At 44.6% G+C, this 16,446-nt stretch carries 13 protein-coding genes; 8 read left to right on the forward strand and 5 right to left on the reverse strand.

Going from position 1 to position 16,446, the window contains the following annotated elements; translation table 11 throughout:
* Positions 1-10: 10 nt before the first annotated feature.
* Complete coding sequence (locus tag ACO067_RS14885) at positions 11-1,345, forward strand: YeiH family protein (RefSeq protein ID WP_421875334.1); 1,335 nt, start codon at positions 11-13, stop codon at positions 1,343-1,345.
* Complete coding sequence (locus tag ACO067_RS14890; protein ID WP_421875337.1) at positions 1,342-1,548, forward strand: hypothetical protein; 207 nt, start codon at positions 1,342-1,344, stop codon at positions 1,546-1,548. The genes ACO067_RS14885 and ACO067_RS14890 overlap by 4 nt, the downstream gene beginning before the upstream one ends.
* Here ACO067_RS14890 and ACO067_RS14895 read toward each other — a convergent pair.
* The 3 genes from ACO067_RS14895 to ruvB form a co-directional block, all read right to left on the reverse strand.
* Positions 1,535-3,493: a glycoside hydrolase family 9 protein gene (locus ACO067_RS14895; protein WP_421875339.1), complete on the reverse strand. Its 1,959-nt coding sequence runs from the start codon at positions 3,491-3,493 to the stop codon at positions 1,535-1,537. The two genes, ACO067_RS14890 and ACO067_RS14895, sit on opposite strands and share 14 nt — an antisense overlap.
* A 105-nt stretch (positions 3,494-3,598) precedes the next feature.
* Entirely contained in the window at positions 3,599-4,726 is a 1,128-nt protein-coding gene (locus ACO067_RS14900) for a hypothetical protein (RefSeq protein ID WP_421875341.1), read from the reverse strand.
* Between the two features lie 146 nt (positions 4,727-4,872).
* Positions 4,873-5,898, reverse strand: a complete 1,026-nt coding sequence (ruvB, locus tag ACO067_RS14905) for a Holliday junction branch migration DNA helicase RuvB (RefSeq protein ID WP_421875343.1) — start codon at positions 5,896-5,898, stop codon at positions 4,873-4,875.
* A gap of 84 nt (positions 5,899-5,982) precedes the next feature.
* On the opposite strand from ruvB, the gene ACO067_RS14910 reads away from it, so the two are divergent.
* The 5 genes from ACO067_RS14910 to acs all read left to right on the forward strand — a co-directional run bounded on the left by ACO067_RS14910 (position 5,983) and on the right by acs (position 11,816).
* Entirely contained in the window at positions 5,983-7,014 is a 1,032-nt protein-coding gene (locus ACO067_RS14910) for an FAD:protein FMN transferase (protein WP_421875345.1), read from the forward strand.
* A gap of 68 nt (positions 7,015-7,082) precedes the next feature.
* Entirely contained in the window at positions 7,083-7,805 is a 723-nt protein-coding gene (locus ACO067_RS14915) for a ZIP family metal transporter (protein WP_421875348.1), read from the forward strand.
* A 135-nt stretch (positions 7,806-7,940) separates the two neighbouring features.
* Positions 7,941-8,198: a DUF4212 domain-containing protein gene (locus ACO067_RS14920; protein WP_421875350.1), complete on the forward strand. Its 258-nt coding sequence runs from the start codon at positions 7,941-7,943 to the stop codon at positions 8,196-8,198.
* A 1-nt stretch (position 8,199) separates the two neighbouring features.
* Positions 8,200-9,885 (forward strand): sodium:solute symporter family protein, encoded by a 1,686-nt coding sequence (locus ACO067_RS14925; protein ID WP_421875352.1) that lies wholly within the window; start codon positions 8,200-8,202, stop codon positions 9,883-9,885.
* A 32-nt stretch (positions 9,886-9,917) separates the two neighbouring features.
* On the forward strand, positions 9,918-11,816 hold the full coding sequence (gene acs, locus ACO067_RS14930; protein WP_421875354.1) for an acetate--CoA ligase: 1,899 nt from the start codon (positions 9,918-9,920) through the stop codon (positions 11,814-11,816).
* A 105-nt stretch (positions 11,817-11,921) separates the two neighbouring features.
* On the opposite strand, the gene aceA is transcribed toward acs, so the two are convergent.
* Together aceA and aceB are read right to left on the reverse strand one after the other, a co-directional pair.
* On the reverse strand, positions 11,922-13,193 hold the full coding sequence (gene aceA, locus ACO067_RS14935; protein ID WP_421875356.1) for an isocitrate lyase: 1,272 nt from the start codon (positions 13,191-13,193) through the stop codon (positions 11,922-11,924).
* Between the two features lie 8 nt (positions 13,194-13,201).
* Entirely contained in the window at positions 13,202-14,821 is a 1,620-nt protein-coding gene (aceB, locus tag ACO067_RS14940) for a malate synthase A (RefSeq protein WP_421875358.1), read from the reverse strand.
* A 107-nt stretch (positions 14,822-14,928) separates the two neighbouring features.
* Here aceB and ACO067_RS14945 point away from each other — a divergent pair, with 107 nt between their 5' ends.
* Positions 14,929-16,422: a helix-turn-helix domain-containing protein gene (locus ACO067_RS14945; RefSeq protein WP_421875360.1), complete on the forward strand. Its 1,494-nt coding sequence runs from the start codon at positions 14,929-14,931 to the stop codon at positions 16,420-16,422.
* Positions 16,423-16,446 lie beyond the last annotated feature (24 nt).

Consider the following 16,446-nt stretch of genomic DNA (forward strand, 5'->3'; position numbering starts at 1 on the left):
TTTTCTATCTATGCGATTCACGGAAGATATTACGTCTATTCTTATTGGTGCTTTTATCCTACTCCTTGGCTCCATCGTATTTCTCATTTTGCCTTTGATGGATATCTATTCATTTGAGGCGATGGAGGTAATGAATGCGCTGGCTGTAAAACTGGATAAGTGGGCTGTGAATCCGTGGGAGGCACTTCGGGTGAGGTGGCTGAGCTTGATTCTTCTCGCTATTTTTTTGATGTCAATATTGGCAGTAGGTGTGAAGCTATTGGGTGAGCACAGCACTTCGTTTATCAAAGGATTCATGATTGTATTCCTGATTGGTATACTAGCCAACCTGCTGGGTAGTCAGGCTGATTTCAAAAGTGTAGGTCTAGGTTATGCACTTTGGGCGATCATTCTAGGTATGGTGATCAGTAATGTGTTTGGTATTCCAGATTGGCTAAAAGCCGGCCTGAAACATGAGTTGTTCATTAAATCTGGTTTGGTGCTGCTTGGAGCTGAAGTGCTGTTTGGAAAGATCCTGGCCATTGGTGTTCCTGGATTGTTTGTGGCCTGGGTGGTTACTCCCATTGTGTTGGTCACCACCTTTTGGTTTGGCCAACGCATATTGAAAATCGGTTCGAAAAGCCTCAATATCACCATCAGTGCAGACATGTCCGTGTGTGGGGTCTCGGCGGCAATCGCTACTGCTGCTGCATCAAAAGCTAAAAAGGAAGAATTGACCACTGCAATAGGTCTGTCCATGGTATTTACCTCTATTATGATGGTTGCTCTGCCTGCGTTAATCAAGGCTCTGGAAATGCCGGAAGTTCTCGGTGGAGCGTGGATAGGAGGTACAGTGGATGCCACCGGAGCGGTGGTCGCCGCGGGAGCATTCCTGGGGGAGAAGGCCCTCAATGTGGCGGCTACTATCAAAATGATTCAGAACATACTGATTGGGGTAATTGCCTTTGCTGTGGCAGTCTACTGGTCGGCTAAAGTAGAAAAAACTGAAGGGCAACAAGTCTCCTCAAAGGAGATTTGGACCCGATTTCCGAAGTTTATCCTGGGATTTGTTGGAGCGTCCATCTTGTTCTCATTGATTCAACAAGCTTTGCCGCCGGATGATGCTGTTTCCATGATTGAAAAAGGCGTATTCTCTTTTTCTAAATCAATGCGTGGATGGTTGTTTTGCCTCGCTTTCGTGAGTATCGGTCTCTCCACCAATTTCAAAGAATTGAGAGAACAATTTTCAGGTGGTAAGCCACTGATTTTGTACCTGTGTGGACAGCTGCTTAATCTAGGCTTGACTCTCTTGATGGCATGGCTGATGTTTTACAAAGTATTCCCGGAGATCACTGAGGCACTATGAGAAGGGTTGCCAAAATTCTAGTCTTCCTCCTGGCCTTGATAGCGCTCCAACAGCTCATTAGCACGATCAGTCACATTCTGCTCAAGGAGCAACGACAAATCATTGAAACGAGAGATTTGGATCCAGCGATATTTTTCTACACTGATAGCGAAGAAGCCTTACGAGCTGAAAAACAGGTAAGGCAATCAATTAGTGAACAATGAGTTTTTGGGTACTTACGATTTGATTGGTTTCTATTGAAATGATGTAAGTGCCGCTGGAGAGTGAATGTATTTCTACTTCACTACCATTAAACGTTATCAGCACCTTACCAGAGAGGCTTAGGATTTGTCCCTTCACATCTTCTCCAGCAGCATCGACTATTGAAATAATTTCTGTAGCCGGATTTGGATAGATTTCAACTAGATTTCTTTGAGTGCTGAGCACTTCCTCTTCACCTTCTGTCCAGAACTGTGTCTGATAGGTATGGTCCAGAGCTCCTGATAAGTAAACCAGTGGAGCGTTCCAGTTAATGGTGATTTCATTGGTGGAATAGCTGCACCAGTCATCGACGTAGCATTGCGCCGCATTGGTGGTAGGGTAGGCGCTTTGGCCACAGTCATCGGTATTTTGTGGATTGGGGCCACCAGCTAGAAATCCAGGAACCGGATCCACGATGTTATCGGCTTCAGATTGGCGGTGGTGGATGTTCATGGGTGTATGATCACCAAATCCCGTCACAAAGCTATAGCCAGTTGCATTTCTGCCAAGCAAATAATCTAAAGCACTTAGGGCGGCATTGAAGTAGTCCATTTCTTTCGTAAGTTCATAAGCTTGCATGAGTAGCATGCCGTGATTGCCTGGAATCGCATTGCTGCCCCAGTAAAAGTTATTGTTTGGTATGGCGTATGGCGAGCTATTTTTCTGGTAGCTCACTAGCGAATTAGTGATACCAAAGAGCTTTTCTTTCACCATTGTTGTATCTACCTGATTTGCAACAGCTTTTCTGTGTGTAATAAGAGACAAGATTCCTAACATCTCCACATTTGGCCAGCCTGGCCACCCAAAATTTCGAGAAAAGTTCAATTCATCAAAGTAGGAGCTTTCACCAGTAGAGATGGCCAATTCACTCGCAGCCCAGAAAAACTCATCACTGAAGTCACCGTCACCATAACCACCGGTATTAACCGCAGGATAGCCATCCTGAGCAGATGGATTGTTATAAGCGATATTTGGATTGTTCTTGGCCCACATCCATGCATTTTTCGCCTGTTCCAGCCACTCAGCTGATTGTTCAGGAAGTATCTCTGCATACACTCTGGAAGCCATGGCCATTACAGCGGCGAAATCCAATGTGGCTGCTGTTCCTTTGGCTACTACATAGCGTGCCGCCGTTGCTTTGTCTGGCATGACTGCTCCCTGGAAGTTAGCATGTGTGGTTTTATTGTAAACTCCTCCATCTTCATCTTGCATGGTAGCCATCCATTCAAGGTTCCAAAGGACTTCATCCAGTATGTCTGGTACATTATCCCCACTCTCTGGAATGTTCAATTCCAACTCATCATAATAGTCTGGATAGTTTTCATAGGCAGAAAGGAGTGTAAATACACTGATCCCAGAGTTAACTATGTACTTGTTGTAGTCCCCAGCGTCGTACCATCCTTTAGGTGTGGAAATGATGGTGCCAGCAGGGCGGTTTTCACTCGCTGCGGATGGGTGAACATACACATTATTGTCTGGATGTCCGGCAGGTCTGGCATGCTCGCCAGCATATGTTTCTTCCAGGGCTGTAGAGGCCCTGTTGTAGTAATACGCCTTGATGGAGCCTTTGCTCAGCGGTTGAATTACATCATCAGAGATACGAAAAGAATAGGACAGTTCGCCACTGGGTAGTTTGAGCTGGTAGGTGCCTCGTGTATCCAGTGCTGAAAAGTCAGCAATTCGTACATTCTCTTTTGATTGTGTCCAGTAATTACTCTCGGATAGAGCGCCTTCAAAGACCACTTGCCCAGCTCGTATGATCTGGAATGTGGCTACATCGGTAGCTATAATGGCAGCCAGTTTTTGTGAGTTCGGGAAGTAGCCAAGTTGGTTGAGGCGAATATTGTCTTGTGCATAAGCACTCAGGTGGAACAGCCAAGCTGTGAGGTAAAGTAATTTCTTCATCATTTTTCAGGGTACTATACCCTTAAATGTATGGACGTTTTACCCAATCAGAATGGTTTGGGTACATATCGGACCCAAAGTATGTACAAAGTTGTCTGTTGTGGTTGTTTATAGTTTGACAATTCTTTTAGTTACTACTTTGTTTAGGCCATGAAAAGCAATGAAAAATGTCCCACTTTTCGAAGACAGAGTTTGATTGATAAGGCTTTCTGCTTCCTGACCAATTCGGTTGGGCTCATGTCGGATAACTTCTCCTTGAATGGAATACATAGTAAAACCAGTATAGCCTGTTCCAAGCACACTCACAGCACCGCTGGTTGGATTAGGATGAAGGGAGATGTTTAATTCGTCTAAAAATGCCTTTGGGAGCACAACTGGGCCAAATGTTTCACGCTGACCATCAAAATCAACCTGGGTAATTTGATAATAGGAATCTTTAGTGAACCAATCGTCTGTGAATTGGTAATTTGATAGTTTGGTTGTTGTGCCTTTGCCGTTTACTTGACCTATTTCTACAAACTCCTGCTGCCCATGTTCCATCTTTGAAATGATGAAATAATCATTGTCCAGCTCTTGGGCAGTTGTCCAGTTTAGTTGTGCAGTTCCATTGATTTCAAATACTTGAAAATCAATCAATACTACAGGAAGTGCACTGCAGCCACTACCGCAGCATCCATCCTCACAGTCAGTTGGGTCGGAGACCCCATCTATCGTGACACTACCTCCCTGGTCATCGAAGGTACCGGATTGTAAAGTGCCAGAGTTAGAAACAGTTGTAGTACCTCCATCATTATTGGTATAGGTTCCGGAGACGGACATGTTGCCATCCACGTTAGTGGTGCCTTGTGCGGCGGTTCCAGGGATGCCTAGAATATTCTCAGTACCGTTTGTGTAATTTCCATTTACATTGAAGTTTCCATTTGACCCCACATAAACGGTACTTACTCCTCCTACTGAATTGGCCGTGACATTGCCATTAACGATTAGTGTGCCCAACACCCGCACCTGGTCGTAGATGGTGAAGTTTCCATTAATTGTGAGAGAGGCCCCCTCTGCTATGATTAAGACATAACTATCTAAGTTAAAGCCTTGATTTACCTGTGCGGCCGTCACACTACAGTTGGTTCCAGTGACTGTGTAATTGCTGCCGTTAATTTGGGTGGTAGTGGGACACTGCGCACTGGCTGTGAAGGCGTACAAGAAGCCACCCACTAAAATAAATCTCAATAGTTTCATGGCGAAAAAAGTTTAAGTGCTCGCCGCTGGATAGATGCCTAATGAAAATATAGAAAACCGGCATGTATAAAAAGTATTTGCTTATATAAAACGGTTTATATGTGAAAAATAGGCGGAATACGTAAGTGAAAAACTGATAATTTGAACTAAAACAAACGACCCATCTGCTCAGGAGGGATCTTACCCAGGTGCTGGTAGGCACGTTCTGTAGCTTGTCGCCCACGGGTGGTTCGTTTGATATAGCCTTCCATAATTAGGAAAGGTTCATAGACTTCCTCTATCGTTTCGGCCTCTTCTCCACAGGCGGTGGCTATAGTGGATAAGCCGACTGGTCCTCCTTTGAATTTATCAATGATTGTGGCCAGTATGCGGTTGTCCATTTCATCTAGTCCATGATCGTCTACATCCAAAGCACGCAAAGCTATCTGAGCAATATCCAAAGTGATTGCCCCATCTCCTTTGATCTGGGCAAAGTCTCGGGTTCGTCTCAGTAAGTTGTTACAAATACGCGGAGTTCCTCTGCTGCGACGAGCTATTTCATAAGCCGCTTCTTCATCTATTGGAGTACCCAGAATATCTGCTGATCTTCCTACAATAGTTGTTAGAAGTTTCGCATCATAATACTCCAGTCTGGAATTGATACCAAACCGAGCCCTTAGTGGAGATGTCAATAAACCAGAACGGGTAGTTGCTCCAATCAGAGTGAAAGGTTCCAGACCAATTTGTACAGATCGGGCATTCGGACCACTATCCAGCATGATATCAATTCGGTAGTCCTCCATGGCAGAGTAGAGGTACTCTTCCACTACTGGGTTTAACCGATGAATTTCATCAATAAACAAAACGTCATGAGGCTCCAGGTTGGTCAGAAGGCCAGCCAGCTCACTGGCTTTATCCAGCACTGGTCCGGATGTAACTTTTATTCCAGTGCCCAGTTCATTGGCAATAATGTGCGAAAGAGTAGTCTTGCCTAAGCCGGGAGGTCCATGGAGAAGGACATGATCTAGCGGTTCAGATCGAAGCTTTGCTGCTTCTACGAAGATACGTAGGTTTTCTACCACCTTGTCTTGACCGCTAAAGTCTTCAAAAGAGAGCGGTCGGAGCGCTTTTTCAAACTCCTTTTCAGATGAGTCCATCTCATCACCATCACCTCTTAAGTAGTCTTCTCGCATAGATTCTATCTGATCTCGGACAAAGATAACAGTAATGACCTTTAGTAAAATGCTATGGGTTAATTTTGCCTAAAATATCCAGTAATGAGCAGGAAGTTAATATTTCGTGGTATTGTGTTGGTAGTGGTACTTGGGGCGGCTTACCGGATGTTCATGAGTCAGCCGGAGTACAGTTTGAATCATGTCACGGGACAAACTATGGGCACCATTCAGTACAATGTTAAATACCTGGGTGAGGATGTTCCAAATTACAAAAGAGCAATTGACTCGATACTTATTGCATTTAACCAATCCCTTTCTACTTATATTCCAAATTCAGAGATTTCCAGACTCAATACGACGGGTTCATTGGTCAATCCATCAGAGACGTTTATGGACGTCCTCAATCAAAGCAAATTCATTTATGAAGCCACAGATGGGGCGTTTGATCCTACAGTAGGTCCACTGGTCTCTGCATGGGGTTTTGGAGCAGATAGGAAGCCTACTATACCGGATAGTCTTGCCGTGGACTCCTTGAGGCAGATTGTAGGATTCAATAAAATGGTGATAGAAAGCAATGTGAGCATGGACTCCTCCATGTATCTAGATTTCAGTGCTATTGCCAAAGGCTATGCAGTGGATTTAGTTGCTGAGTTTTTGGAAGGTAAGGGATTTGAGAACTACATGGTGGAGATTGGTGGAGAAGTACGAGCCAAAGGTCAGAATGATCAAAACGAAATCTGGAAAATCGGGATAGAAGATCCACTGGTGGCTATTGACGAGCAACGTCTTTTGGCGATCGTTCAGCTGAAAGATCGCGCTATGGCTACATCAGGTAATTATCGCAATTATTATCAAGTAGGTGAACGAACCATCGCACATACCATCGATCCTAGAACAGGGTACAACACCACGCATAATTTACTAAGTGCTTCAGTATTTGCTTATGACTGCATGACTGCAGACGCCTATGCCACTGCATTCATGGTTTTAGGTGTAGAAGGTGCGAAGGAGGTTGCTGCCAACTCCAACCTGGATATATTCCTAACCTACACTGACCAAAAGGGTGACCTTAGAAGTTTTGTTTCCGAAGGTGTCCAACCTTATCTCGAAATGAATAAATTGTCAGCTGATTGAATTTTTTGGGAGCGAAAAGCATTCTTCTTTAATATCTTGATCTACCTAATCATCATTATCACCTGAGCATGCTTGTTGTTATTCTGGTTTTATTTGCCTCGGCTCTCCTGGGAGGCTTGGTGGAGCGGTTCATTCCCCAGTCCTCTTCAGGAGTCAAACATTCTTTGATTTTTGCTGGGTCTTTCCTGTTTTCAATCACCATCATTCATATTCTGCCTGAGGTATTTAGTTTGGCGGAGGATCCGATGAAACTGGGATTGTATATCCTGCTCGGGTTCTTTTTTCAGCAGCTGCTGGAATACTTCACTTCAGGTATCGAACATGGGCATGCGCATGTTCATGAGCACGTTAATGGTGCATCCCGGTTCGGATTGGTGATTGCATTGATGATTCACTCTTTTTTGGAAGGGGCACTTCTGACTCATGATTCTCCTTTTCATGAAAAACATGAGTCCTATTCGTTACTCATCGGCATTGTTTTGCACAAGCTACCTGCGGCTTTTGCGCTGGTGGCCACCCTGAAAAGCGGTCAGAAGTTATCTGCTCAGGTATGGATTATTCTCTTATTGTTTGCCGTTGCTTCTCCGATAGGACTCTTGCTAAGTCAGCATGTGTTGGCGCTTTCGTCAGATCATTTGCTTGCTCTATTTGCTTTCGTTTCTGGTGGTTTTCTGCATATTTCTACCACCATATTTGTAGAGTCAAGTCCTAATCATCATTTCGGAATCAAAAAGTTTGTTGTGAGTCTAACAGGGGCTATAGTTGCAATACTTACAGAATATATTTTATAACAGACAAAATTCTGTTTACCGAAAGAATATTTCAAATGTTGCAAAGTAAGGGTTCTTTTGGATTGTAAAGTTGAATGAACTCAAAAGTTCATATATCTTGGTGGTGATTTTTTCAATAACCATCAAATATGATCCATGAGTAAATCCAGCATGACAGCCTATTGGCATAAAAACCTCAAATATCTTCTAATCCTACTCTGCATTTGGTTTCTAGTCTCCTATGGCGCAGGTATCTTTCTGGTAGATGAACTAAATGCTATCAGACTTGGAGGATTCAAGCTTGGTTTTTGGTTTGCACAGCAAGGTTCCATATACGTTTTTGTAATCCTGATTTTTGTATATGTACGTCTGATGAACAAGTTGGACAGAGAGTTTGACGTAGACGAGAAATAAGATGGATGTACAAAACTGGACGTTTCTCATAGTAGGAATCACCTTCTTAATTTATATCGGTATAGCCATTTGGTCGAGGGCATCTTCTACCAAAGACTTTTATGTAGCAGGTGGAGGCGTGTCTCCACTAGCCAATGGCATGGCGACAGCAGCCGACTGGATGTCAGCTGCCTCCTTCATTTCAATGGCTGGACTTATTTCCTTCATGGGCTATGATGGTGCAGTCTACCTCATGGGCTGGACTGGTGGATATGTGTTATTGGCCTTATTGCTCGCTCCTTACTTAAGGAAGTTTGGCAAGTTCACCGTGCCTGATTTTATTGGTGATCGGTATTATTCCAATATCGCCAGAACTGTCGCCGTGATCTGCGCGATCATCGTTTCTTTTACTTATGTCGCAGGTCAAATGCGAGGAGTTGGAGTAGTCTTCAGCCGGTTCCTGGAAGTACCGGTGGAGCGTGGAGTTTACATCGGCATGGGGCTGGTATTTTTCTATGCCGTGCTCGGAGGAATGAAAGGGATTACCTACACTCAGGTAGCGCAATATTGTGTACTCATATTTGCTTTCATGGTTCCGGCATTTTTTATTTCTATCCAAATGACCGGAAACGTCATTCCACAGTTTGGATTTGGCGGTCAACTAGCTGATGGGACTTACCTGTTGGATAAACTGGATGGCTTGCATCGGGAGTTGGGGTTTGCAGAATATACTTCAGGCACTAAATCCACGATTGATGTTTTTGCAATTACGCTGGCTCTGATGGTGGGAACGGCGGGACTGCCACACGTCATTGTGAGGTTCTTTACGGTTCCTAAAGTAAAGGATGCCAGAATTTCTGCCGGGTGGGCACTTATTTTTATTGCCATTTTGTACACCACGGCGCCAGCTATTTCGGCTTTTGCGCGTACCAATTTGATCGAGACCGTTTCTAATGCAGAGTATCAAAACATGCCCGAATGGTTCAGTAATTGGGAAACTACCGGGTTAATCCAGTTTGAGGATAAAAATGGAGACGGTAAAATTCAGTATGTAGCTGGTGAGGCGAATGAGCTTACCATCGATAGAGATATTATGGTTCTGGCCAATCCAGAAATTGCCAATCTTCCAAACTGGGTGATTGCTCTGGTTGCAGCAGGGGGGCTTGCTGCGGCATTGTCCACAGCAGCAGGACTATTGCTGGTTATTTCCGCCAGTATATCTCATGATTTGATTAAAAAGCAGATAAAACCAAACCTTTCGGATCGTGAAGAGCTTATATGGGCACGGATCGGTGCGTTGATTGCGGTGATTGTGGCTGGATACTTTGGGATCAACCCTCCTGGTTTTGTGGCTGCCGTAGTAGCGTTGGCGTTTGGTCTGGCTGCAGCCTCCTTTTTCCCAGCAATCATTCTGGGCATATTTGACAAGCGTATGAACAAAGAAGGAGCTGTTGCGGGGATGGTCGTAGGCATGCTGTTGATGCTCTTTTACATGATCAAGTTCAAACTAGGAGGATTTGGTGGCGGTACTGCGGATGATTGGTGGTTTGGAATATCTCCTGAAGGTTTTGGCACCATCGCCATGTCAGTCAATTTCATAACGTCGTTGGTTATCTCCCGCGTTTATCCAAAACCACCGGCTGACGTGGAGGAAATGGTGGAGTCCATTCGTTATCCAAGGGGAGCTGGAGCTGCCACAGAACATTGATAAATAGAAAAAAACAATAGATACAGCTTGATATGAGTCATAAAATACAAACCCTGAGCGGGTACATTCACGAATACCAAAAGAGTGTATTACAGCCAGAAGTATTCTGGGGACAGATTGCCGATTCATTCCATTGGAAGAAGCGATTTGACAAGGTGCTGGAATGGGATTTTGAGGGTCCAGATGTAAAATGGTTTGTCAACGGCAAAATGAATATTACCGAGAATATTCTGGACCGCCATTTGTTCATTATGGGAGATCGACCTGCGATTATTTGGGAACCAAATGAGCCGGGTGATGACACCATTACGCTGACTTATAGAGAGCTCTACGAAAAGGTATGCGAATTCTCCAACGCCATGAAAGCACAGGGAATTAAAAAGGGTGATCGAGTAATCATTTATATGCCAATGGTGCCTGAAGCAGCAGTGGCGATGTTGGCTTGTGCCAGAATTGGAGCAGTTCACTCAGTGGTTTTTGCAGGGTTTTCTTCCAGCTCACTCGCTGATCGAATCAATGACTGTGAAGCGAAGATGGTTCTCACCTCTGATGGAAACTACCGTGGAGCTAAATCCATTGATGTGAAGGGTGTAGTGGACGAAGCACTCGAAAGCTGCACCTCGGTAGAAAGAGTAATCGTGGTACAACGTACCAAAACCGATGTGACCATGAAGGATGGTCGGGACATCTGGTGGCATGATGCAATCAAAGGTCAGTCCAAAGAATGCCCGGCAGAAGTCATGGACTCAGAAGACATGCTATTCATTTTGTACACTTCGGGTTCCACTGGAAAGCCAAAAGGAGTGGTGCATACTTGTGGTGGGTACATGGTTTATACTTACTATTCCTTCATCAATGTATTCCAGTACCATCCGGGAGATATCTACTGGTGTACAGCAGATGTTGGTTGGATTACTGGACACTCATACATCGTTTATGGTCCATTGTTGGCTGGTGCTACTTCTGTGATGTTTGAAGGAGTGCCTACTTACCCACATGCTGGACGGTTTTGGGAGATTTGTGATAAGTATGAGGTCAATCAATTCTACACCGCACCAACGGCTATCAGAGCCTTGCAGGCTCACGGTCTGGAGCCGATAGAACCATTCAAACTGGATTCTCTAAAAGTAATTGGGTCTGTAGGAGAGCCGATCAACGAGGAAGCGTGGCACTGGTATCATGATCATATAGGTAAAGGGAATTGTCCACTGGTAGATACCTGGTGGCAGACCGAAACGGGAGGAATTATGATTTCTTCGCTCGCCGGCGTAGTGCCGAATAAACCGGCTCATGCCGGTATGCCATTGCCTGGAGTACAACCAGTCATTGTGGATCCTGATGGCAATGAACTCAAAGGAAACAATGTGCAAGGTAACCTGTGCATAAAATTTCCATGGCCATCAATGTTGAGGACTACTTATGGCGATCATGAGCGTTGTAAGCAGACCTATTTCTCCACTTACAAGAACATGTACTTTACTGGAGATGGTGCCAAAAGGGATCACGATGGGTATCTGAGAATTTTAGGTAGAGTAGATGACGTGATCAATGTTTCTGGCCACCGCATGGGAACCGCTGAGGTGGAGAATGCCATCAACGAACATCCAAAAGTAGTGGAGTCTGCTGTTGTGGGCTATCCGCATGAAGTGAAAGGTCAGGGAATCTATGCCTATGTGATTTGTGATATGGAAGGCAGAACGGAAGAGAACCTGAAAAATGAAATTCGTCAGACCGTAAGTAAGATTATCGGTCCAATTGCAAAGCCAGATAAAGTACAGATAGTGCCTGGTTTACCCAAGACCAGATCTGGTAAAATCATGCGACGTATATTGAGAAAAGTGGCTTCAGGAGAAGCAGATCAGCTTGGTGATACGTCTACATTGCTCAACCCTGAAGTGGTCGAAGAGATTATTAAAGGAGCGGAAGTGTAATAAATAGTAAAAAACCCTGACGATCCGCTACACGCGGATGTCAGGGTTTATCGAATATAGAAACTCAGAACATGGCTTTCTCAAGCCAATACCTTGATCTCTTACTTAAAACTGGGCAGTTTCCGTGCTTCCAGCCATAGCCACCGTTGAGGCTTTGCCTTGCTGTACGGTATTTTGAACCGCATCGAAGTACCCCGTGCCCACAAACGCCTGATGCTTGATCGCCTTGAAGCCATGATCAACCAGCGCAAACTCTCTTTCCTGCAACTCCGAGTATCCAGCCATTCCTCGTTCCTTGTAAGCTTTGGATAGTTCAAACATGGAAGTATTCAATGCATGGAAGCCAGCTAGCGTAATGAACTGGAATTTGTATCCCATATCAGCCAGGTTTTCCCTAAAGGTCAGCATCTCCGATTTGGTGAGGTGTGCTGCCCAGTTGAAAGATGGCGAGCAATTGTAGGCCAGCATCTGATCTGGAAACTCATTTTTAATCCCCTGAGCAAACTCTCTGGCCAATCCCAGGTCTGGATTCGATGTTTCCATCCACAGCAAGTCCGCATGAGGAGCATAAGCCAGCCCTCTGGCAATACCAGCTTCTATTCCATTGCTCACTTCAAAGAATCCTTCATTTGTACGTTTTCCATTGATAAAGCGATGGTCTCTTGGGTCTATGTCAGAAGTAATCAAAGTGGCTGCATCAGCATCCGTTCGAGCGATAAGTAACGTGGGAGTGTCCATGACGTCTGCAGCCAGCCTTGCCGCAACTAGTTTATTAATAGCTTCCTGGGTTGGTACTAACACTTTTCCACCCAAGTGGCCGCATTTTTTTGCAGAACTGAGCTGATCTTCGAAGTGTACACCAGCCGCACCTGCTTCAATCATGGCTTTCATCAGCTCGAAAGCGTTTAGGTTGCCACCAAAACCTGCTTCCGCATCGGCTACAATCGGCGCCAGCCAATCTATGCTGGTATCTCCATTCAATGATTCCACCTGGTCTCTCCGGAGCAGGGCATTGTTGATTTTTTTCACCACACTCGGAACCGAATCGGCTGGATATAGTGACTGGTCTGGATACATGGCCCCAGCGAGGTTGGCATCTGCTGCGACTTGCCAGCCACTTAGGTAAATGGCTTCTAGCCCTGCAGCGACCTCCTGAATGGCCTGGTTGCCAGTAAGCGCCCCTAATCCCGCGACAAAAGACTTGTTGTTCAGTTTATCCCAGAGTTTCTGTGCGGTCAGTTTGGCAATCGTGTGCTCTATAGTGACCGATCCCTGTAGGTTAACAACTTCTTCGGCTGTATACGGTCTAGTGACGTCTTTCCACCGAGGATTTTCTTTCCAGTCTTTCTCAATTTTTGCGATTCGTTCAGTTTTCATGTGTGTGTTTAGTTTAAGTAATCATAAGCATTAAGGGTTAGGAAGTCCTCGAGTTGATCACTCTTGACTAGTCGGTCAAATAGTTGCACAGCTTCTTTGAAACGCCCGTTTTCAAAGTTTTCTGAACCTACTAGTTCCTGGATCTTCTCGAGTTCTTCCAGTTTCAGATGTTCGTATAGTTCTATATTGATATTCGTTCCGTTGACGGTGTAGCAGTTGTGGTGGATCCACTGCCAGAGCTGTGAGCGTGATATCTCCGCAGTGGCCGCATCCTCCATCAGGTTGTAGATGGCCGCTGCTCCATTTCCTCGTAACCAACTTTCAGTGTAGAGGAGGCCTACATTGATATTCGTACGTATACCATCAATGGTAATGGTGCCTGTAGGTGTTTGAGTGAGATCTTTTGCTGTGATGTACACATCATTTCGTTTGTTGTTGATTTGGTTGGCCCACGGCATGTGTGCATCAAAAACCTCCATAGCCACTGTTACCAAAGCCGGGTGTGCTACCCAGGTGCCGTCATGACCATTTTGCACCTCACGCAATTTGTCCTGACGCACCTTGTCCAGGGCAGCTTTATTCGCTTCTTCGTTGTTTTTTATGGGAATTTGTGCCGCCATTCCACCCATGGCATGTGCTCCTCTGCGGTGACATGTCTGTATCACCAGATCAGAGTAGCTCTTCATGAAGTGAGAGGTCATCGTCACCTGATCTCTATTGGGGACTGTTTTGTGCTTATTAGCTCTAAATTTCTTGATGTAAGAAAAAATGTAATCCCAGCGGCCGCAATTGAGTCCACAGGAATGATTCCGCAATTCGTACAGTATCTCGTGCAGCTCAAATGCTGCAGGTAAGGTCTCAATCAGCACCGTTGCTTTGATCGTTCCCTGAGGAATGCCCAGGTAGTTTTGAGCAAAAACAAATACTTCATTCCAGAGCCTGGCTTCCAGATGACTTTCTAGTTTTGGTAAGTAGAAATAAGGACCTGACCCTTGTTGCAGCAGTTCATGCGCGTTGTGAAAAAAGTAAAGTCCAAAATCGACGAGTGCACCGCTAGTAGGTTCGTCATGAATCAGAATGTGTTTCTCCTCCAGATGCCATCCTCTAGGTCTAACGAATAGAGTGGCCACTTCCTCATTCAACTTATATTGCTTTCCGTTTATTGGATTTTCAAAATCAATAGTGCGTTTAATGGCATCTCTCAGGTTGATTTGTCCTTCGATGGTATTTGACCAATTCGGCGTATTACTGTCCTCAAAATCAGCCATAAATACTTTAGCACCTGAATTGAGTGCATTGATGATCATCTTGCGCTCCACAGGTCCGGTGATTTCCACTCTTCGGTCCTGAATATCAGAAGGGATAGGGGCTATTTGCCAGTCACCAGTTCTAATGTCTTCGGTTTCAGGTAGGAAATCCGGCATCACCCCAGCATCATAAGCTGCCTGTTTGACCTCACGGTCTTGCAGGAGTCTTTTCCTTCTTTGATTGAAACGTTCGTGTAATGCCAAAAGAAAGTCTAGCGCATCTGGAGTTAAGATCTCACTATAAGAATCTTTACTCTTTCCATGAAGTCTAAGACCAAGTGGTGTTTGAATGTCAATGGTATTTGCTTCTGCTGTGATCATGATGTTTAGTGGTTAGTATTCCAAAACTTGATCAAATATAGCGAAATATATTAAATAGCGAAATTTCGCTAATATTTATATTTCGCTTTTTTAACCTAATTTTGAGGATGCCCAAAGAAATCTTCGAGCTAAAGCTCATTTTTGGCCTCAAATTGAAGGAAATACGGAACGAAAAAGGGGTCTCTTACCAGGAATTGCGGGAAAAGACCGGTTTGTCACTCTCTTACCTGAGTGAGATCGAAAACGGAAAAAAATATCCCAAAGGAGATAAAATCATGGCTATTGCCAAAGCGCTGGATGTCTCTTATGATGAGTTGGTTTCCTTGCAAGTTCCCAAAAAGCTGGAGCCGGTTGTTCATCTGATCCAATCTGATTTTTTCAAGGCTTTTCCACTGGAGCAGTTTGGGCTGAACCCTCAGAAACTGGTGGAGATCATTTCTTATGATCCGGAAAAGATCAATGCATTTATCAACACTGTCTTGCAGATTGCGCGAAATTTCGAGCTGAAGCAAGAGAGCTTTTACCATACGGCCTTGCGCTCCTATCAGGAGTTGCACAACAACTATTTTGAAGAGCTAGAGGAGGCAGTGGATGAGCTACACCTGGAGTTTCCCGAGTTAAAAGAAATTCCTTTTAGTGAGAAGGTACTTACAGAGATTTTGTTAAAAATTGGCGTTCGCACTACAGACGAGAAGCTTCATCAAATAGGTTCTTTGGCTAACCTACGGTCATTGTACGATCCTAAAGAAAGGTTGCTTCATATTAACCAGGGTCTGAATTCCGGACAGATTAACTTTCTCCTTGGTCGGGAAATTGCGTTCCAATGGACGCGAGAGAAAAAACGGCCTCTGTCCACACCACCTCAAGGGCCACATGATTTTGAGCAGATATTGAGTAACTATCGTGCCTCTTACTTTTCTGCTGCTTTGATGATGCCCAGAGATGAGGTAGTGGCAGATATCAAGCATTTCGGCCAGTTAGAGAAGTGGGACCCACAGGCTTTTATGGCTTTTATGGATAAGTATGATGTCACTCCTGAGATGATCATGCAGCGACTAACCAATATTCTGCCGTCCATTTTTGGTTATGAAAACCTGTTCTTCCTTCGGTTTGTAGGAAAGGGTAGTAATTTCTTCACGCTTACCAAAGAGCTACATCTCACCAAACTCCACAATCCACATGGAAACGAACTCAATGAGCACTACTGCAGGCGATGGATTTCACTGACGATCATCCAAGATCTGGTGGAGCAACGAAAAAAGAATCCAGAGCTGAAATACCTGGCTGGAATTCAACGATCGAGGTACTACGATTCTCCCAATGAATACCTGTGCTTGTCCATCGCTTTTCCGAATGTCAGTAATCCAGAAGAGTCTGTTAGTGTGACCATTGGATTCCTTGTGGATGAGTCTTTGACGAAACGAATCAAATTTCTAAGTGACCCTGCGATACCCACACGGCTTGTTAACACAACTTGTGAAAGATGTCCGATCAAGGATTGTAAAGAACGAGCAGAAGAGGCGTATGTATACCAGGCGAGAGAGGAGAGTGACCTAGTCCAAAAGGATATAATGAAACTATTGGGAGAAGAGGAAAAATAAAAAAGCCTCAAACTATTCAGTTTG

Source organism: Marinoscillum sp., from assembly GCF_965229915.1.
Taxonomy (GTDB): Bacteria; Bacteroidota; Bacteroidia; order Cytophagales; family Cyclobacteriaceae; genus Marinoscillum.